This is a genomic window from Saccharopolyspora sp. NPDC000995, from assembly GCF_053599315.1.
On sequence record NZ_JBSFLZ010000030.1, the window covers coordinates 1 to 18,304 of the forward strand.

Consider the following 18,304-nt stretch of genomic DNA (forward strand, 5'->3'; position numbering starts at 1 on the left):
CTAGTGACACGCCCCGTCACCGGGCCAATCAGCATTCCCGCAGATCAACCCACGTTTTCACGGACTAGTCAGCAACCTGATCTGTGGAACCTGGGAAACCCGCCTGCTTCCCGACCGCTTCGACCGGGTCGTTGCCCGCTTCGAGGAGTGCACGCGCGGCTTCCACGCGCAGCGACTCCACGTACTGGCCCGACGTCATGCCCGTCTCGATGCGAAAGGGCCTGCTGAAGTGGCGTGCGCTCACACCCGCTTCGCGGGCCAGGGCATCCAGGTTGTGCTTGGCGCCGGGATCGGCTCCGACGGCGTCCATCACTTGTCGCACCACGGCACGTTTCGCTTCGCTCCGGCCGAGTCTGGCGCTGACCTGCGACTGGCCTCCTGGTCGGGCCATGAACACGACGAGTTGCTGTGCCACGCGGCGGGCCAGGTCGGCTCCGTGTTCTTCTTCGACCAGCGCGAGCGCCAGATCGATGCAGCCAGACCGGACGCCATGACCACAACGTCAGATAACCCACAGATTCGGACATGAGATCCACCGTCGAGGACCCCCGCCGCCGACGCCGATCGAGAACTCCGGCGTATCCCCCATAAGGGCGGCAGGTGGCGACGCGCCATCGAATCTGCTACCCAGACGCCCGAACGTCACGAAAGATGCCGATCCGTGACCAGCATCGACGAGGCCCTGCAGCTCTACCCCGAGCTCGCTGTCCTGATCGGGCTCTCGCACGCCCTGTGGACCTTCTGGTACCTGACCGACACGGCCGGGTGCCCGGAGTGGCTCGTCGGTGTGCTGAACTGGCCGGAGTACAGCGACGCGCTGTGGATCGTCGATCGCCGCGAGGCCCTCGCGGTTCGGCTGCGCGTCGACTCGCCTGGCACGCGCGGAGGGGTCGTCTGGCAATCCTCGGGCTCGTTGACCGCCGCCATTGACGCGCTTCGCGCCCTCCCCGCGCCCGATGAGCCCGGTGCGCCGAGCCGGGTGATCCGGTCCGGACCGTTCTGGCCGCCACGCGGTTTCTGCTGACGCGGTCCCACCGGCTCTTCGATCGGCGTCACGGGTAGCGCACCCGCGGATGCGCGGGATCAAATGCCTGCCTGGCGCGATCACGACGTTCGAGGTCGGCGAAGAACCGGACAATGTCGGCCTGCCCGTGCAGGCCCGCCGCCAGCTCACGTCGGCTGCACTCCTCTGTCGGGCCGTTGTCGAGCAGGTCTCGCGCGGCCCGGTCCAGTTCGGCGGCGAGCCTCTCCAGCAAGGCGGCCCGTTCGGCGTGGTCGTGGGTGATCGCGCATCGTCGCATCAGATCTCGGATGCGCACTGCGGTGGTCCGTGGATACATCGAGAAGGGCACGTCCGCGGCTGTCATGCGCTTTCTCCCTGCGAATCCGGCGACACGCCGAGTACTACCGCATTCGCCAAACCTGGGCAGCGCGCCCGGGGCCCGCAACCCCGCGGTCGCGGCGTCCAACATCGCCAGCGGAGCGCATTCCCCCAGCGTGGCAAGGTCTTGCCACTCAACCGAGCGGATTTTCCGTCGACGGCCGTTGGCGACACCCAAGTGACCTCGCGCACTCCGCGCGGGAACTTCGCCGGATACCGATTAGTTCGCGGATCTGCTTCAGTCAGTATCGGCCAAACCGGAACAACGGGATGATCGCCTGCGGGACCGATACCGGGCGAGGAGCGCTCGGCCCGGACCCGCACGTCGCCACCGAAACAGGAGATCCACCGATGGGCAAAATCCGTGTTCAAGAGTTCGTCAGCCTCGACGGCGTGTTCGAGAATCCGGGCTGGACCGCCGAATACGGCTTCACCGACGAGATGGGCGAGTCGATCGGCCGCCTGACGGAGTCCAGCTCGGCGATCCTGTTGGGACGCACCACCTACGAGATGTTCGCCCCGGCCTGGTCCGGCCGCACCGCCGAGGATGACCCAGGCGCGCCGTTTTTCAACGACTCCCCGAAGCACGTGGTGTCGTCCACCCTGACCTCCGCCGACGAGTGGCAGAACTCGACGGTGTTCGGGGCCTACGACGCGCAGGCGATCCGCAAGCTGAAGGAGGAGACCGACGGCATCTACATCAGCGGCAGCGGCACCCTGGTGCGCGCGCTGCTGGCCGACGGCCTGATCGACGAACTGCACCTGCTGGTCTACCCGGTCGTCCTGGGCTCGGGGGCGAAGCTGTTCCCCGAGGGCACGCAGCGCATCCTGCTGGCCCTGGCCGCTCAGGAGTCGTTCCAGAACGGGGTTGTGCACCTGACCTACGGCCCCGCCAGGTCCTGATTCGCTCTGCTGACGGGCCCCGTGAGTGCTTTCGTTGCTACAGCGCTGAAAAGCACTTGCGGACCACCCTGGCTGCAGGTCGGCGGCGTAGTTGGTTCTTCGTCCGTCGAGGACGCTGAGCTGCGGCAGACGCCTCCGGAACTGCGAGCGCATCGTCTGCGAATGCGGTGAGGTCGGCCCGGAGTCGTACCGCCCAGGCCGGTTCGAGCGCGCGCACCTGCAACGCTGGCAACTCGGCGAGCGCTTGGTCCGTTTCGTGCGGAGGCCCGCTCAGATCCCGGCAGCGCCACGGTGCCGAGGACGTCGTCGGTCACGTTCGCCACGATGTGCAGCACGTCATCTGTGCACCTTCGCGGTCCCGGAGATGTCGTCGGCCGAGGCGGGGGTTCCCTCCCACAGCGAGGAGAGGTCGAGCTCCCGGCCGGTGTACTCGCCGTCGCCCTCCGAGCCGTGCACCGCGGGCACCAACCGCACCGCGCGTGAGGAAACCCCGCTCGCGCGATCGGTAGTGTCCAGCCTCGCCACCAGCCGGATGCGCGTGTTCGGCGCCGCGTCCACCGGCGGTGTCACGTTGAACCGGACCAGCTTCTCCTGTCCCTGCGGTACCGCGCCGAGCTGGCCGCAACCGGTGATCTGCCACCCTTCCGGCTCTTCCCGCCGTCCTGCGGAGGGCCCAGCGGAAACCGTGGCGCGGGCCGTCACCTCGAACGGCGCTGCCGGGGCTGACGTCGAAGCAGTCGGCCTCGACCGCGAAGGCCGTACCCGCGGGCGGCCCCGCCCGAGCCGGGAAGAACCGCGCCATGCAGCGCTGCTCGGCCTCCCGGTTCAGGCCCAGCGACGGCCCTTCCTTCGAGTCGACGGCGTTGCCCCCGCCCGCTCCGCGGGTCGTCGTGATGCCACCGGCCTTGACGTGGTGCTGCTCGCTCCACTGCCCGAGGGTGGACAGCGTGCCGGCCTCGTCGTCGGGTGCGCGCCGATGAAGAGCACGCCCAGCTCGACTGGTTCGGCTGGGCGCAAAGCCGCGTCCGCGACCGGCCCGGAACTCGGGCGCGAACACCGCCCCCCAGGGACAGCCACGCCGAAGACGAGCCAGATGACGTTCCAGAACCGAGCCGCATCGTGCCGGAGAACCCTTCTGCGACGACAGGGATTCAGACGTGAACAGAAGGCATCAAGACGCGAAACTCCCTAAACGATAACAAACTCCGTATACATTGATCCACTGTGGACTGTGTTGAGGGCACCCCTCCGAACCCCCGGAGGGGTGCCCCACGCTGCGCGCCGATCATTCGCCGATGCCGGCACGAACCTTCGCGGCCTCCGTCGCCTGGCCGAGCTTTTCCAGCAGTTCCCCGAATTCGAGGGACACGCCGGTGTGCACCGGGGTTCCCACCGGCAGCCGCTGCAGCGACGCCCGGTACAAGCCCACGGCCTCGTCGGACCGACCGGCTTCGGTGAGGACCCGGCCCGCCAGCAGCTCGGCCATCGCCGCCGAACCCTCGTCACCGACCGCGGCGTAGCCGTCGGCTGCGGTCAGCGCGTGCGAGACCGCTTCCTCCACCCGCTCCAACAAGGCCAACACTCGCGCCTTCGTATCGGTCACGTCGGCGACGAACCAGTCCAGCTCCGCTTCCCGGCCGACCGCGATCGCAACATCGAGATCGGCCAGCCCGGTCTCGTCACCGAACTTCATCTTGGCCTGGCCGAGCTGGTGCAGGGCCTCTGCCATCAGCTCGCGCCGTTTGTGCTTCCGGGCCAGCCGGAGCGCGGTCTCGTAGTTGTCCACCGCGTCGGCGTCCTCGACTGCCAGCAGCAGGTTGCCCAGCTCCAGGTAGGACCGGGCCGCCAGCTCGACCAGCGACTCCTCCGCCGACTCCTCGGCCCCGGTCGCTGCCTGGACGAGCGCCTGGTACGAGGTGCGGAAGTCCTGGGCCCGCCCGGCAGCGATGCCCAGCCAGTACCGCGCCTCCAGGCCGGCGGCCTCCCCGCCTTCGCCGCGGTCGTAACCCGCGACCGCATCGCTGAGCGATTCCACCGCCAGATCCGGCTGTCCGGACTGCAGCTGGAAGCGGCCGAGCCAGAACCGGTGCCCGTTGAGGCCCTCGGTATCGCCGAGCTCCGCGTGCCGCACCGCGACCTGCGCGCGGTTCACCGCCTCGTCCGGTTGCCCGCCGTCGGCCAGCAGGTGAGCGGCCAGCATGGCGGCGGCAGACGCACCGTCGCGGTATCCGGCCGTGGTCAGCAGGTCGAGCAACTCATCGGCCAATCGGGCACCGGCGTCGAACTGGCCGAGTCCCGCGGCGAGCCGCGCCCGCATGTCGAGCACCCGGATCCGCCAGACTCGTTCCGCCTCGACCGCCAACACGGCGTCCAGGGCCTCGGTCGCGGTCTCCGGCTGACCGGTCTGCAGCAGCAGTTGGGCCAGCAGGTAGCGCGCCCCCGACAGCTGGTCCAGCTCCGCGGATTCGGCCAGCTCGACCGCTTCCCGCGCCAGCTCCAGCGCTTCGTCCGGATGCTCGGTGGAGCCGAGCAACCCGGCCAACGAGACCAGGACCTCGACCCGCGTCGCCGCTTCCAGGTCGGCACGGTCCAGTACTGCGCGAAGCTTCGCTTCCTCGTCTGTGTTGAACGGCGGGTACAGCACTAACCCGAGCTCGTCCTCGACGTCCGCTTGCTGCACCAGGCCTTGCGCCCGCAAGGCCTTGGTGCGGGCCTTGACGGCTTCCAACGCCCCGTCCCGGTCGTCCCGGGCGCGGCAGATCGTCAGGACGGTGCGGTAGAGCCGGGGTTGCAGCTCGGGCTCGGGCAGGTCGTCGAGCTCTCCCAGCAGCGCCAGCGCGGCATCCGGATCGTTCTTGACGATGATCGCTTCCCGCGCCAGTTCCAGGCTTTCCGCCGCGGTCTGCGGCTGAGCCGGCTCGGTCATCTCCGTCGGCACGAACGGCCGGTGCTGGATCGGCAGGTCGTGGTGCTCGTCCGCGAACGCGCGGGCGCGCTCGACCTCTGAGGCGAAGTACTGGTTCCCGTTGCGCGCGTCGAAGGCCTTGGCGATCTCGGCGGCCACCCGCCACGAGCCCGCGGCCAGTTCAGCGACGGTGTGCAGCCGGCTCTCGGTACCGAAAATCGCCGCCACATCCGGGATATCGCTGCCCCGGACCTCGATCTCGCCGTGCCCGGTCCGGGCCACCGCGTCCAGCAGCACGCCGTAGGACACCAGCGCGTAGAAGCGCCGGGCCACGTCGAGCGGATCCTTCGGCAGGTCGGCGATGTGCCGCTCCAGCAGGGACAGACCGCGTTCCGCGTTTCCCGTCACCGCGAGGAAGACCAGGTGGTTGGCCAGGATGCCGAACCCGTCGGGATCGGCTGCCGCCGCGCGGTAGCTGCGGAAGTGGTGCCATTTGGCCTCGTCGAACCGCCCGGCGCGCAGCAACGGCAGCAACGCCGCGCCCTGCGCCCGCTCCGGCTCCGAACCGCACGACACGTTCTTCTCGATGATCTCGTCGAACAACTTCAACGCGGTCGCCTCATCGCCCAAGCGGCGGAAGAAGTCGGCGTCGTCGCTGCGGACGCATGCGTCGCAGTGGCTGTAGTCGTCCCGCGGCAGCTCCTCGCGAGCCGCCCGGAACCGGGCCGCTTCGTTGAACCGCCCCGCAGTGGCGGCATTGGACATCTTCGCCTGCCAGACGCCGGAGAGCCCGACACCGGCGCCGCGGTACCGCCGCTCCATGTCGTCGAGCACCTGGTCGACCTGGCTCTGCGGGAAGGCCGGGTTCAGGGCGACGGCCTCGGACATCCACTTGTAGTACCAGAGCAGGTCCATGTCCTCGACCTCGCTCGGGAACCTGGCCGGGTCGGAGTCGTGCTGGCCCAGGCACCAGGAGAACGCGGTGAACATGGTGTCGCTGTCGCCGGTTATCGACGCGCTGGTGATCTGCCGCATCCGCGCCACGTAGAGCAGTTCGACCTCGCCGGCGTCCTGCGCGAGCCGGATGGCATCGGCGACCATCGCCGACTCCTCCGGGCCGTACGGAATCACCTCGCTCTCCTCCAGCAACCGCTCGATCTCGGTCACGGCGTCAGACAACGGTGCCACCTCTCATGCTCGAAAAGTTAGGAATAACCAAAATCGTCAGCCCGTGACGCCGACGCTGAGCTGGATCAGGTCGCTCATCGCCGTGGTCATCACGGTCCGGTCGTTCCTCGACAGCGGCCGGTGGCCGGCCAGCAGGGACTGGATGTAGACCAGCCGGATGCTGCGGTCGAAGACGAGCTCGTCATCCACCTTGGACAACTGCCGGATCAGCGGGTTCAACCAGTTCAGGCAGAGCTGTGCGGTGGTGCTGTGCGGGGCGAGGGCGGCCTTGCCGGTCATGATCTCGTCCACGCCGCCGAGCACTTCCGCCCACACCGAGGGCGCCGAGTCGCGCACTTCGGTGCGCTCGATCCGGCGGATGCCGGCGGAATCGGCCACGTACAACGCCGTCACGTTGTCCGGCCGGAACGAACGGACCAGCGCATCGCAGCCGAGCTCGGCAAGCGCCGCCGCGGCGCGTCGCTCCAGGGGGCTCGTCCGGTCACGGTCGTCCAGCGGCGGCGGGGCGAGCTCGTCCAGGATCGAGCTGGCCTGGATCTGCTCGACGGTGACATCGCTGATCAGGTGCGGCAGGCGCCGCAGCAGGTCCGACTCATAGGTGTAGCCACCGTTGATCACCGGCTGGTCGGTGGAGACCACCGCCGCGATCTGCCGGAACTCGTCGACCGTCTCCACGTAGCGGACGTGCCGGGACTGCCCGAGGTAGTCGCGGACGGTCATCCGGCCGGCCGAGGTCTCGACGGTCAGCCAGGGCAGCACCGCCGCCGCCAGGTCGTCGTCGTGCACGGCCATCGACTTCAGCCCCAGGTGGTGCACCGCGACGAACCGCTCGAACCGGGCCGGCCGGGTGGTGGCTTGCTGCACGATCCACCGCCGCAGGACCTTCCCCAGCTCCTCGCGGGTGTACTCCAGCGCCTCGTCGGCGACCAACTGCTCGCGGGACGCCGTCGGGCGCAGCCCATCGGTGTTGATGATGCAGCGCACGAAGTACGCCCAGTCCGGCAGCAGCTCCGACATGTCCTCGCCCAGCAGCATCCGGCCGAGATAGAGCCGACCGCTGCGGCGAGAACCAGGCGGCGGCGCGTACGGCAGCACATACGCCACGCCGAGCGTTGCGGTAGCAGGCACGGACAGCTCGATCGTCTCAAGTGGACGGTTGCCGATCAGCCCCGCGCCGAGGTCTTCCAGTGCCTCGACGGCCGACCGCTCGTCCGACGGCCGGTCCGGTGGCAAGAACAGCGCCGGTTCGTTGACCGGCTCCCAGCTGCGGTCCGCGCGCCAGACCCGCACCTCCACCGGCAGATACCGGCCGAACCGGCGGGCCAGCTCCGCAACCCGCTCACCAGCCAGCAACGCCGCGTCGTCCGGCCGCGGCGTGAGCCGCACCTCGGTCCCGGTCGGCAACCCGTTCGCCTCGTCTTCGGACAGCTCCCGGATAGAAAAGGTCCCATCGGCAGATCCCTCCCACTCCACCGGCGGATGCCCGTGCACCGAACGGCTCCGGACGACGATACGGTCGCAGACCATGAAGCAGCTCAGCAGGCCGATGCCGAACTGCCCCAGGTAGTCCTCGTCGCGGAGGCTCAGCACGTCGTCGCGCTTGGAGCTCTTCCCCACCGTGGCCAGCAGCTCGCAGGCCTCGGCGGCGCTCAACCCAAGCCCGGCATCGCGGAAGACGAACACCCCCGGCGCATCCGGGGCCGTGCCGACCGGGTAGATCTCGAGGGGTCCCCCGCCGGGCTGCCCTGGGAGCTTGGCGCGAGCGGCGACGGCATCGCGCCCGTTCTGCAGCAGCTCGCGCAGATAGACGTGCGCGCCGGAGTAAATGTGCCGGCTGAGCAGATCGACAACCCCACCAAGGTCCACCTGGAACGGGCGCAATAGGGAATTCTCGGCGGAATCCATCGAAAAGCCTCCTCCTGAACATATCCGCAGCGAGCACGCGGTGCACCCCGACGACACCGCCATTGGAAATGCGCCAACGGTCGGCTGCGCAACGAGATTCGTCGACGCTTCCCGGTCGACGACACCGCAGTTGAACAGAGACGACACCCCAGCTGACCAGCCTAGAATGCCCGCACGAGCGACCGTGTCGGCAAAAATGACGCTACCGCCGCCACCCGAGCTCTCCCCCGCCCTTCAAGGGTCTCGCTGATCCCGACGCCCCCGCGGACCGGCGTAATGGAGAACCCGGTTCTTGACGAACTCACCCCACGCCTGCGACTCGACCGCAGGAAGCGTCGATCCGGACAGTACCACGCGGTCCACAATGGAAAGGATGGAGCCGGTCACAATGAACGTTTCCCGGCCTCTTCATGTGTTGCGGTGCGGATCGCGGAACCTCAGCGGCCTTCTCGGCTGTGGCATCCCGGACTTGTGTACGACCGCGCGGCGTCCGGGCTGTCCTCGCGAGAAGACCGCTGAGAACCCGCGGCGGCCCCAGTTGCGCAGGTGGGCTAAGGCGGTCATTCGAAGTGCTGTCCAGTTCCGCGTCAGCCGGCCGGATCGCCTGAACCGGCAGGGTCGCCGAGGCGTAGCTCCAGGCCCTCCAGCAGCGCTCGCAGTCCCAGTTCGAACAGGTCGTCCAGCGCGGGCCTGCTGTCGGCGACCACGGTGCCGGATCGGGGTTCGGCGCGCACCATGCCTTCTTGGCTCACCGCGGCCAGAGCTTTGGCCGCCGTGGCCATGACGACGCCCATTCGGCGGCAATCCGGCGGGTGGAGGGCACCTTGGCGCCCGGCGCCAGTTCACCCCGTTCGATCCGGCGCCGGAGCTCGTCGGCGATGCTCAGATACCGCGTTTCTAGGCCGATCGCGTTGGTTTCCGTACTTTCGACTTCGTGATCGGCGCGGACGACGCGCACTCCGCCGTGCGCCGCCTGGTTCGTCGGGCCGGAGCGGCAGTTCAGCAAGCACCTCGGCCAGTACCTGGCGATCTTCCCGGCGACCAACTTCCTGGGCCTCGAAAACTGGCAGGTCTGTTTCCACGACGAGGAATCCGGCGCCTGCGGCGCCATCTACCCGGTGCGCGACAACGCGGAACTGCGGGTCACCCTCGGCTTCCTGTCCGAGCCGGTCACCTACGACCACCGAGACGTCCTGGAGCAGATCGTCACCGACCGGTTGGCCGGCCTCGGATGGGAGACTCCGAAGCCGCTAGCGGCAATGGCCGACGTGCCGAACTTCGGCTTCGACGCGATGGCGCAAATCCACATGGACCGCTGGACGACCGGCAGGTCGCTCTGGTCGGCGATGCCGGCTACTGCGCCTCGGTGCTGTCCGGGCAGGGCACCAGCCTGGCCCTGGTCGGTGCCTACGTGCTCGCAGAGGAGTGAACCGGTCCGACGTCGATCACATCGCCGCGTTCGCTGCCTACGAGCGGCGGATGCGCCCGTTCGTCGCCCTCAACCAGGCGCTGGCCACCGAGAACCCCGGTGGACCCGCGTCTGAGAAGTCGGTGGACCGCGCCAAGAACGGCGTCTCGACGCGCCCGCAAGCGGATGAGCCGCTGGCGATCTTGAGGGTTGCCCGCTGACGGCGCGATGCCCAGTCTCCTACCTCTCAAGGTACATCGCGGGGTCAGCGCTGGTTCGCCTGTCGGCCATCTGGCGGAACTACCGTTCGCCCGAATTTCCGACCCTGTGTGGACGCACGCCGTGCGAACGCGCACTGGCCGAATAGGTGGCACATGTCAGAGAACACCGGCCCCAGCGAAGCAACCCCGTCCCGCCGCAAGGTCTTGTTAGCCGGCACGGCAGCCCTCGGCGCGGCAGCACTGGGCAGCACCGGACTTGGTGCCGTCGCCAGCGCCTCCCCCGGCGCGGGCGCCGTGCCGATCCGCGAGCCGTTCTCGCTCGGCGTCGCCTCCGGTGACCCGCTGCCCTCCGGCGTCGTGCTGTGGACCCGGTTGGCCCCGAGTCCCCTCGCCGAGGACGGGCTCGGCGGCATGCCCAACCGGGCCGTGCCGGTGCAGTGGCAAGTCGCCACCGATGAGCGGTTCCGCCGCATCGTGGCCGCCGACACCGAACTGGCCCGGCCGGAATCGGCGCACTCGGTGCACGTCGAGCTCGACCACCTGGAACCCGGCACCGAGTACTTCTACCGCTTCCGGGCCGAGGGCGAGCTCAGCCGGGTCGGCCGCACGAAGACCGCGCCGCGCTTCGGCGCGCGGCTTGGCCGCTTCGCGTTCGCCTTCGCCAGCTGCCAGAACTACCCCGTCGGCCACTTCAGCGCCTACTCCCACATGGTCGAGGAAGACCTCGACCTGGTCGCCTTCCTCGGCGACTACATCTACGAGGGCCCGGCCAAGGGCACCATCGGCCGCCCGCACGTGCCCGCGCGCGAGATCTTCGGGCTCGCCGACTACCGCACGCGACTCGCCCAGTACAAGACCGACCCGGATCTGCAGGCCGCGCACGCCACCTTCCCATGGGCGGTCGTCTTCGACGACCACGAAGTGGAGAACAACTGGGCCGGCGACCGCTCCCAGCCGGATAACGAGCCCGACCAGGACCCTGCGGTCTTCCGCCAGCGCCGCGCCGAGGCGTTCCAGGCCTATTACGAGAACATGCCGCTGCGCGCGACGCAGCGCCCGTCGGGCGCGAACATCCTTATCAACCGCCGGCTGACCTTCGGCGACCTGGTTGACTTCCACCTGCTGGACACGCGCCAGTACCGCGACTTCCAGGACCAGGCCAAGCGCCTGGACCCCGCGCGCACGATCCTTGGCACCGACCAGCGCGACTGGCTGTTCGGGAACCTGGGCGGCCAGACCGCCAGCTGGAACGTGCTGGCGCAGCAGGTCTTCTTCTCGCAGCGCGATTTCACCGCGGGCGACGCCGATTCCTTCAGCGATGACGCCTGGGACAACTACGTAGTTGAGCGCAACCTCGTGCGCGACCAGTTGGCCACGGCCTCCAACCCGGTCGTGATCACCGGCGACGTTCACGCCAACTACGTCGCCGACGTCAAGGCCGACTTCGACGACCCGGCATCGCCGACCGTGGCCACCGAGTTGGTCGGCACCTCGATCACCTCGAACGGCAACGGCGTCGACCAGAACCCCACCGATGCGGTCGGGCTCCAGGAGAACCCGCACATCAAGTTCATTAACCGCAATCGCGGTTACGTCCGCAACACCATCACCCACTCGGAGTGGATGGCCGACTTCCGCGTCATCGATTACGTCGAGACGCCCGGTTCGCCGGTCCGCGACCGCGCCCGTTTCGTCATCGAGAACGGCCAGCGCGGCGCCCAGCAGGTCTGACCGCCCCGGGCACGGGCGCGGGATTTACCCGCGCCCGGCTTTCAGCCCGGGGAATCGGTCGGCGGCCCGGAGAGCGGGATGACCTCGCCGGTGCAGCGGCCGCCCGGGTGCGTCAGCCGACCCACTCGCTGCCCCCATCGGCCCACAACGAACACTCGTGAGCGCGAAGGCCGCTAAATCCACCTCCACGCTCACGTCACGAGCCTGCGCCTGCTAATCGAACTGCCCGCTCTTGACCCGAGTGGTGAAAGTGAAAGCACTCCATTGTGCTGGGCTCACAAGGAAAAACCCGCCATCGAGATCTTTCGAGTCGCGCACACCCACGGCCTCATCCGAGACCGTTGCTGAAGCGCTGCGAATGCTCTTGCGCCACTCACCGGCTAAGCCCGTTGTCCTCACAGTGGTTCTCCAATCTCCCTGATCACCTTTCGGGACGCCTCCTCGTCCAGCGCGGAAGCCTTCCGCTAGTACGCGGGCGAAAGCACCGTATGGATCTACCACGGCGACATCGACTGCACCGACGAATGCCCGCTCCCGTGGACCGTCGAAATCGACACCACCCGGGACCCCACCACGCTCCACCGAACGAGCCAGGAAATGGGCCCGCGACGACTTCTGCCCGGTCAGCCCCGACCGCACAGCCACAGCCGTCGGCGCGGCGACCACCGTCAAGCACAGCCGACACCCGGACAGACCTCCCCGGATAAGAACGATCACTTTCCCTCTACGCCCGCCGCGTCTACACACCGGCCGTCTTGGCGGTGACGGGCTTCGTCGTATGCTGCCGACTCACCCCAACCGACATGCCTTATACACGGTTCGTGTTCCTCGGTGCAGAGTTTCGCCTCGGGCTTCCTTCCCACCCCGCCTCACGACGACGCAGTTGCCTCCGGCTCGGAGTTACCACCACCTCTTCCTCCAGGGGACTCACACCCCCAAGCAATCGCCCATGCCGGGCGTACAGCGAAGATGCCGCAGAGCAGGCGCTCTGCGGCATCGCGTCCGATGTGGACGGTGACCAGCGGGTTGCCGACCGCGGGCCGGTCAGTCGGTGCCGAACTCCATCGCGGCGCGGTCGAGCGTCTCGCCTTCGCCGGAGACCGGAACCTCGCCGCGCGCGGCGATGGCCTCGGCTCCGCCCTGAGGCATCGCACCGATCAGCCCGGTCGATGCCGCCTGGGCGGCACCGATGAACGCGGGGCTGGTGCCAACCATGCCGAGACCCGCGTACTGCTCCAGCTTGGCGCGCGAGTCGGCGATATCCAGGTTGCGCATGGTGAGCTGGCCGATCCGGTCCACCGGGCCGAACGCCGCGTCCTCGGTGCGCTCCATCGACAGCTTGTCCGGGTGGTAGCTGAAGGCGGGACCGGAGGTGTTCAGGATCGAGTAGTCCTCGCCGCGCCGCAGCCGCAGGACAACCTCGCCGGTGACCGCCATGCCAACCCAGCGCTGCAGCGACTCACGCAGCATCAGCGCCTGCGGGTCGAGCCAGCGGCCCTCGTACATCAGCCGACCGAGCCGCCGCCCCTCGTTGTGGTAGGCCGCCAGGGTGTCCTCGTTGTGGATCGCGTTGACCAGCCGCTCGTACGCGGCGTGCAGCAGCGCCATGCCGGGGGCCTCGTAGATGCCGCGGCTCTTGGCCTCGATCACCCGGTTCTCGATCTGGTCCGACATGCCCAGGCCGTGCCGGCCACCGATCGCGTTCGCCTCCATCACCAGGTCGACCGGGGTGGCGAACTCCTTGCCGTTGATCGTCACCGGGCGGCCCTGCTGGAAGCCGATGGTCACATCCTCGGTGGCGATCTCGACCTCGGGGTCCCAGAACCGCACGCCCATGATCGGGTCCACGGTCTCGATGCCGGTGTCGAGGTGCTCCAGGGTCTTGGCCTCGTGGGTGGCACCCCAGATGTTGGCGTCGGTCGAGTAGGCCTTCTCGGTGCTGTCGCGGTAGGGCAGGTCGTGCGCGAGCAGCCACTCCGACATCTCCTTGCGGCCGCCGAGCTCGGAGACGAAGTCGGCGTCGAGCCAGGGCTTGTAGATGCGCAGGTGCGGGTTCGCGAGCAGGCCGTACCGATAGAACCGCTCGATGTCGTTGCCCTTGAACGTCGATCCGTCGCCCCAGATCTGCACGTTGTCCTCGAGCATCGCCCGGACCAGCAGGGTCCCCGTGACGGCGCGACCGAGCGGCGTGGTGTTGAAGTACGGGCGCCCGCCGGAGCGGATGTGGAACGCACCGCAGGTCAGCGCGGCCAGGCCCTCCTCAACCAGCGCCGCGCGGCAGTCGACCAAGCGCGCGATCTCGGCACCGTAGGTCAGCGCGCGGCCTGGCACCGAGGCGATGTCGGGCTCGTCGTACTGGCCGATGTCGGCGGTGTAGGTGCACGGGACGGCACCCTTGTCGCGCATCCACGCGACCGCGACCGAAGTGTCGAGGCCGCCGGAGAAGGCGATGCCGACGCGCTCGCCGACAGGCAGGGAGGTGAGAACCTTGGACATGAGAGAAAGTATGCATCGTAATGAATGACCATGCAAATCCGGGGGTCACCTCAGGCCCGAACGCACGCGGCCGACCGCCGGAAGCATTCACCACACTCCCTGGCCAACCGAGTTCCAGGCCGAGAACTAAATCGATACAGGTCCATCGGCGCGGAGGTAGTGCCTCCGGTCGAGTCGCATGCCGGTTCGGTTCCGGATTTGGCGCTCAGCCCTTCTCGGCGTAGACGGCGGTTTCGAGTGCAGCAACGGGCAGGCTCCGACCGGCCGGTGCGAGGTAGCGGTCGGCGTACTCCCGCGGGCCCAGCTGCTCGACCTGCCGCCAGCCGTAGCCCGCGAGGAAGCCTCCGATCTGCTCGGGGTCGAGCCCGAATCGCCAGAGCTTGCGCCTGACCACGTACTCCTCGTGCAGCGCCTCCCCACCGCGCAGCGATGTCCCGTCGAGGAAATCCTCGCGTAGGAAGGTGCACACGAGCCGGCTGCCGGCGGCTGCCGACGCCAGGAACTCGAACATCGCGCGCACCGACTCCCCGGCCATGTAGGGCGTGACGGCTTCCGCGATGAACAACGTCGGCCGCTCGAGACGGAAACCGTGCGCCGAGAGCGCCGCCGGCAGCTCACCGGATTCGAGATCGACCGCCACCAGCGCCACGGATTCGCCGAGCCGTCCGCGCAGCCGGTTCCGCTTGCGGTCGATGTTCTCGGGCAGGTCCACCTCGTAGATCCGGGTGCGCTGCGGATCGGGTCGCCGGTGGGCGCGGGTGTCGAAGCCCGCTCCGAGGATCACCACGGCCTCGAAGCCCGCGCTCACGGCGTCCGCGAACCTGTCATCGATGTAGCACTTCCGGCACAGTGTGCTCGCCCAGATGCCCGGCATCTTCCGCTCGGTCGCGTTGATCAGCCATCGGCGGACCGGCCGGAACCTGGTCAGCGCCACGATCGGTCGCAACCCGGCGGGCAGGAACCGGTGGGCCAGTTCGTCGCGCACCAGCGGGTTGTCGTCACGCTGATCGACCGCGACGAAGGCGATCGGGCCCACCGCGGTCCGGGTCGCACCGTTTCCCACGCCCGCCTCCACTCCATCGGAAAAAGTTGTGTCCCGCGCGAGTCTTGCAGCCGGATTCGTGTGCCTGCAAGGGAAATCCGCGTTGTCTACCCATAAGTGTCCACTGTAGATGTCGAGGCGCGCCCGCTTCGCTATGTTCGCGACGACCCCCCGGCAGAAGGAGATGCGGTGCAACGATCGCAGGAAATTCCGATCCACATGCGGCGGACCGGATTCGACCCGGTTCCCGAACTCAGCTCGCTCCGACAGCACGACGGCATCGTCCGGATCACCAGCGGCTTCGGCCTGGACACCTGGCTGATCACCCGCTACGCGGACGTCCGCAGCGTGCTTTCCGACTGGGAGAGCTTCAGCAACACCATGCAGGCCGGCACCCTGGAGTCCGAAGCACCGGAACCCGGCGACGATGCGAGCGCCATTCGCGCAACGCTCAACCTGCTCGCTTCCGACCCGCCCGAGCACACCCAGCTGCGCCGGAGGATCGCACCGGAGTTCACGGCCCGTCGGCTGCGCCGACTGGAGCCGCGGATCGACCGGATCGTCAACGAGCACCTCGACGCCCTGGAACGCTCCGGGGCACCAGGCGACCTCGTTCCCGCCTTCACCAACCCAGTTCCAGTGCTGGTCATCAGCGAGCTCCTAGGCGTCCCGCACGAGGACCGCGACGACTTCCAGAAGCGCACCGACGGCTTTCTCGACATCACCACGTCCAATGCGGAACGCGCCGCGCTGCAGGCCGAATCGCACGCCTACATGGCAAAGCTCGTCGCCCGCAACAGGGTTGAGCCCGGCGACGGGCTGCTGGGACGGCTGGCGAGCCGGCACGGTACGGAGCTCGACGACGCCGAACTCGTCGGCCTGGCCAGCCTGCTCCTGCTGGCCGGGTCCGAGACCACGTCGAACATGCTCGCACTAGGTACGTTCGCCCTGCTGCGGCACCCCGAGCAGCTCGGCGTGCTGCGGCGGGACCCTGGGCTGGTCGACGCCGCGATCGAAGAGCTGCTGCGCTGGTTGTCCATCCTCCACAACACCACCGCCAAGGTCGCCACCCGACAGGTGCAGATCGCCGGGCGAACGATCAACGCCGGTGACCTCGTGATGTGCTCGCTGCCCGCCGCCAACCGCGACCCGGACTTCGTAGTGCGGCCGGACGACCTGGACATCACCCGCCCGGCGTCGCGGCACGTCGCGTTCGGCCACGGACCGCATCACTGCATCGGTGCGCCGCTGGCCCGCTTGCAGATGCGGATCGCGCTTCCCGCTCTGCTCGGCCGGTTCCCCGGGCTGCGGCTGGCCGCCGAGCCCGAGTTCCGCTCCGGCCACCTGACCCACGGCCTGGATTCGCTTCCGGTCATGTGGTGATCCGATATGGCGGACGCGCCCCCTGCTGGGGGCGCGCTGTCACGTCATGGCCGGCGGTGCGCTCCTGCTCGGCCGACCACGCAGCGGCGTCCGACCCGACCGGGATCACCAGGTGGGTCGGTGCGGGGGCGCTGTCGTCGATGCTCGCGGTGAACTCCCTGCCGTCGTCTCGGCAGACGAACTGCATCACCTGCCGGCCCGCCGCCGCGGCCCGGATGAGGCCGCCGGTGGTGGCCCAGACCCCGGACAAGTAGAAGTTCTCCAGCCCGGGCAGTCGCGGCCCATGCTCCTTGATCACCTTCTCCATCGTCTCGCCCCCCTCGACGAACGGCTGCCAGCCGAGCACCGTGCCGTCGTAGTTGCCGGTGTAGCGGACCTGGGTCAGCGGTGTGGAGATGTCGCGGACGACCACCGCGTCCTTCAGGCCCGGGTAGCGCTGGTCCAGGAAGTCCACGATCGCGTTCTTCACCTGGCGCTTCGCCGCGTAGTACGCGGTACCGCGGCGCACCGAGAGGGTGTGCCGCGGCTCCCCCTTGCGCATCCGGGTGGCCTGCTCCGGGCCGGTGGACAGCGCGCGCCACGGCTCGATGTCGCAGAAGTACGTCGCGTAGACGATGGTCTTCCCCCGCGGTGCCAGCTCCGGGTAGTGCGAGCTGCGGAACTGGACGTTGATGCTGGGGTGCCGAATGCCGATCAGCTCGCCGGCCACCTCCCCGTCGAGCAGGTGGGTGGTGCACGGCTCGCCGTCCAGGAAGGGCCGGTCCAGGCCGAGGAAGAGCGCGAAATACCCCGGGAAAATCATGCCCGGCTCGTTGATCGTCCTGGTGTAGAGCTCGCGGTGGGTGTCGGTCAGGTAGCGGCCGCCGAGCAGCTTCATCGTCGTGGTGTGGCCGTCGCAGGCCGACACCACGATGTCGGACCGGAACTCGGACCCGTCGCTGAGCCGCACCCCCACCGCGCGGTCGTCTTCGACCAGCACCTCCTCGACCTTCGCGTGGTAGGTGATCTCGCCGCCGAGTCGGCGGTAGCGCCGCTCGATCGACTCCGCCAGGCCCAGCGATCCGCCCTCGGGCACCCCGGCCGACCCGTTCGCGTGTGCCGCCAGCTGGAAGTAGAACGGCAGCACCGGGAACGCCGGATGCTTCTCGTAGAGGATGAAGTTGAACGCCTCCCGCAGCAGCGGATCGCGGAACCTCGCGGAGTAGTCCGTCATCAGCGTGCCGATGGACTTGCGGATGAGGTTGAAATAGGGCGCGAAGGACGCCAGCATCCGCCAGCGTTCGAAGGTCCCCATCAGGCCGACCGGCTTCAGGAAGGGGTAGACCGAGAGCAGCTTGCGGAACTTGCGCAGCCCGTTGCAGAAGTCCCGGATCAGCCGCGCGTCGATCGGCGAGAGGTCGAGCAGGTGCTCCTGCAACCGGTCCGGGTCGGAGTAGAAGTAGACGGCGCGGCCGTCGCGGCCGCGCACGATGTTGAAGACGTCGAAGTGGCGCATCTGCTTGCCCTGCAGGGCACCGAGTTCCAGCCAGATCTGGTGCATCTCGTTGCCCGGACCGTTGCCGAGCAGCCAGCTCACGCAGCAATCGAACGTGAAATCACCCTTGTCCCAGGCGGTGCAGCAGCCACCTGGGATCTCGTGCATCTCGAAGATCCGGCTGCGGTAGCCGTTCATCTGCGCGTAGCAGCCGGTGGACAGGCCGCCGAGCCCGCCGCCGATGATGATCACGCTTCGCCGAGACAT

17 protein-coding genes are annotated in these 18,304 nt (G+C 68.5%); 6 read left to right on the forward strand and 11 right to left on the reverse strand.

What is annotated here, in order from left to right:
* Positions 1–64 precede the first annotated feature (64 nt).
* Positions 65–310: a helix-turn-helix domain-containing protein gene (locus ACWDKQ_RS13015; RefSeq protein WP_450138953.1), complete on the reverse strand. Its 246-nt coding sequence runs from the start codon at positions 308–310 to the stop codon at positions 65–67.
* Between the two features lie 351 nt (positions 311–661).
* On the opposite strand from ACWDKQ_RS13015, the gene ACWDKQ_RS13020 reads away from it, so the two are divergent.
* Entirely contained in the window at positions 662–1,024 is a 363-nt protein-coding gene (locus tag ACWDKQ_RS13020; protein ID WP_450138954.1) for a hypothetical protein, read from the forward strand.
* Positions 1,025–1,052: 28 nt separating this feature from the next.
* Here the strand turns inward: ACWDKQ_RS13020 and ACWDKQ_RS13025 are convergent, their stop codons facing one another.
* The gene (locus ACWDKQ_RS13025) at positions 1,053–1,367 is read right to left on the reverse strand and encodes a hypothetical protein (protein ID WP_450138955.1); all 315 of its coding nucleotides are present in this window, start codon (positions 1,365–1,367) and stop codon (positions 1,053–1,055) included.
* Between the two features lie 365 nt (positions 1,368–1,732).
* Between ACWDKQ_RS13025 and ACWDKQ_RS13030 the strand changes: the two genes are divergently transcribed.
* On the forward strand, positions 1,733–2,284 hold the full coding sequence (locus tag ACWDKQ_RS13030; RefSeq protein WP_450138956.1) for a dihydrofolate reductase family protein: 552 nt from the start codon (positions 1,733–1,735) through the stop codon (positions 2,282–2,284).
* A 336-nt stretch (positions 2,285–2,620) separates the two neighbouring features.
* On the opposite strand, the gene ACWDKQ_RS13035 is transcribed toward ACWDKQ_RS13030, so the two are convergent.
* From ACWDKQ_RS13035 to ACWDKQ_RS13055, 5 genes are all read right to left on the reverse strand, one after another.
* Positions 2,621–2,986: a hypothetical protein gene (locus ACWDKQ_RS13035; protein WP_450138957.1), complete on the reverse strand. Its 366-nt coding sequence runs from the start codon at positions 2,984–2,986 to the stop codon at positions 2,621–2,623.
* Between the two features lie 583 nt (positions 2,987–3,569).
* Positions 3,570–6,368, reverse strand: a complete 2,799-nt coding sequence (locus tag ACWDKQ_RS13040; protein ID WP_450138958.1) for a hypothetical protein — start codon at positions 6,366–6,368, stop codon at positions 3,570–3,572.
* A gap of 45 nt (positions 6,369–6,413) precedes the next feature.
* Positions 6,414–8,282 (reverse strand): HSP90 family protein, encoded by a 1,869-nt coding sequence (locus ACWDKQ_RS13045; RefSeq protein ID WP_450138959.1) that lies wholly within the window; start codon positions 8,280–8,282, stop codon positions 6,414–6,416.
* 587 nt (positions 8,283–8,869) lie between these two features.
* Complete coding sequence (locus ACWDKQ_RS13050; RefSeq protein WP_450139002.1) at positions 8,870–9,076, reverse strand: hypothetical protein; 207 nt, start codon at positions 9,074–9,076, stop codon at positions 8,870–8,872.
* The gene (locus tag ACWDKQ_RS13055; protein ID WP_450138960.1) at positions 9,031–9,393 is read right to left on the reverse strand and encodes a GntR family transcriptional regulator; all 363 of its coding nucleotides are present in this window, start codon (positions 9,391–9,393) and stop codon (positions 9,031–9,033) included. The genes ACWDKQ_RS13050 and ACWDKQ_RS13055 overlap by 46 nt, the downstream gene beginning before the upstream one ends.
* Positions 9,394–9,513: 120 nt before the next feature.
* Here ACWDKQ_RS13055 and ACWDKQ_RS13060 point away from each other — a divergent pair, with 120 nt between their 5' ends.
* The 3 genes from ACWDKQ_RS13060 to ACWDKQ_RS13070 all read left to right on the forward strand — a co-directional run bounded on the left by ACWDKQ_RS13060 (position 9,514) and on the right by ACWDKQ_RS13070 (position 11,642).
* Entirely contained in the window at positions 9,514–9,711 is a 198-nt protein-coding gene (locus ACWDKQ_RS13060) for a hypothetical protein (RefSeq protein WP_450138961.1), read from the forward strand.
* Positions 9,708–9,911 carry a hypothetical protein gene (locus ACWDKQ_RS13065; RefSeq protein WP_450138962.1) on the forward strand — a complete coding sequence of 68 codons (204 nt, stop codon included), beginning with the start codon at positions 9,708–9,710 and terminating at the stop codon, positions 9,909–9,911. Before ACWDKQ_RS13060 ends, ACWDKQ_RS13065 begins: the two co-directional genes overlap by 4 nt.
* A gap of 153 nt (positions 9,912–10,064) precedes the next feature.
* Positions 10,065–11,642: an alkaline phosphatase D family protein gene (locus ACWDKQ_RS13070; protein ID WP_450138963.1), complete on the forward strand. Its 1,578-nt coding sequence runs from the start codon at positions 10,065–10,067 to the stop codon at positions 11,640–11,642.
* Positions 11,643–11,855: 213 nt separating this feature from the next.
* On the opposite strand, the gene ACWDKQ_RS13075 is transcribed toward ACWDKQ_RS13070, so the two are convergent.
* The 3 genes from ACWDKQ_RS13075 to ACWDKQ_RS13085 all read right to left on the reverse strand — a co-directional run bounded on the left by ACWDKQ_RS13075 (position 11,856) and on the right by ACWDKQ_RS13085 (position 15,201).
* Positions 11,856–12,389: a DUF397 domain-containing protein gene (locus ACWDKQ_RS13075; protein ID WP_450138964.1), complete on the reverse strand. Its 534-nt coding sequence runs from the start codon at positions 12,387–12,389 to the stop codon at positions 11,856–11,858.
* Positions 12,390–12,686: 297 nt separating this feature from the next.
* Entirely contained in the window at positions 12,687–14,138 is a 1,452-nt protein-coding gene (gene argG, locus ACWDKQ_RS13080; RefSeq protein ID WP_450138965.1) for an argininosuccinate synthase, read from the reverse strand.
* A gap of 205 nt (positions 14,139–14,343) precedes the next feature.
* Positions 14,344–15,201 carry an SAM-dependent methyltransferase gene (locus tag ACWDKQ_RS13085; RefSeq protein ID WP_450138966.1) on the reverse strand — a complete coding sequence of 286 codons (858 nt, stop codon included), beginning with the start codon at positions 15,199–15,201 and terminating at the stop codon, positions 14,344–14,346.
* A gap of 168 nt (positions 15,202–15,369) precedes the next feature.
* On the opposite strand from ACWDKQ_RS13085, the gene ACWDKQ_RS13090 reads away from it, so the two are divergent.
* The gene (locus ACWDKQ_RS13090) at positions 15,370–16,563 is read left to right on the forward strand and encodes a cytochrome P450 (protein WP_450138967.1); all 1,194 of its coding nucleotides are present in this window, start codon (positions 15,370–15,372) and stop codon (positions 16,561–16,563) included.
* Here the strand turns inward: ACWDKQ_RS13090 and ACWDKQ_RS13095 are convergent.
* Complete coding sequence (locus ACWDKQ_RS13095; protein ID WP_450138968.1) at positions 16,553–18,304, reverse strand: phytoene desaturase family protein; 1,752 nt, start codon at positions 18,302–18,304, stop codon at positions 16,553–16,555. The two genes, ACWDKQ_RS13090 and ACWDKQ_RS13095, sit on opposite strands and share 11 nt — an antisense overlap.

Bases quoted from the DNA above. Each gene is read 5' to 3' on its own strand.
- ACWDKQ_RS13025 (WP_450138955.1), bottom strand. From the start codon at position 1,367: ATGACAGCCGCGGACGTGCCCTTCTCGATGTATCCACGGACCACCGCA.
- ACWDKQ_RS13055 (WP_450138960.1), bottom strand. From the start codon at position 9,393: ATGGCGCCGCAGGCGCCGGATTCCTCGTCGTGGAAACAGACCTGCCAG.
- ACWDKQ_RS13030 (WP_450138956.1), top strand. From the start codon at position 1,733: ATGGGCAAAATCCGTGTTCAAGAGTTCGTCAGCCTCGACGGCGTGTTC.
- ACWDKQ_RS13070 (WP_450138963.1), top strand. From the start codon at position 10,065: ATGTCAGAGAACACCGGCCCCAGCGAAGCAACCCCGTCCCGCCGCAAG.
- argG (WP_450138965.1), bottom strand. From the start codon at position 14,138: ATGTCCAAGGTTCTCACCTCCCTGCCTGTCGGCGAGCGCGTCGGCATC.
- ACWDKQ_RS13045 (WP_450138959.1), bottom strand. From the start codon at position 8,282: ATGGATTCCGCCGAGAATTCCCTATTGCGCCCGTTCCAGGTGGACCTT.
- ACWDKQ_RS13015 (WP_450138953.1), bottom strand. From the start codon at position 310: ATGGACGCCGTCGGAGCCGATCCCGGCGCCAAGCACAACCTGGATGCC.
- ACWDKQ_RS13060 (WP_450138961.1), top strand. From the start codon at position 9,514: ATGGGAGACTCCGAAGCCGCTAGCGGCAATGGCCGACGTGCCGAACTT.
- ACWDKQ_RS13050 (WP_450139002.1), bottom strand. From the start codon at position 9,076: ATGGGCGTCGTCATGGCCACGGCGGCCAAAGCTCTGGCCGCGGTGAGC.
- ACWDKQ_RS13095 (WP_450138968.1), bottom strand. From the start codon at position 18,304: ATGTCTCGGCGAAGCGTGATCATCATCGGCGGCGGGCTCGGCGGCCTG.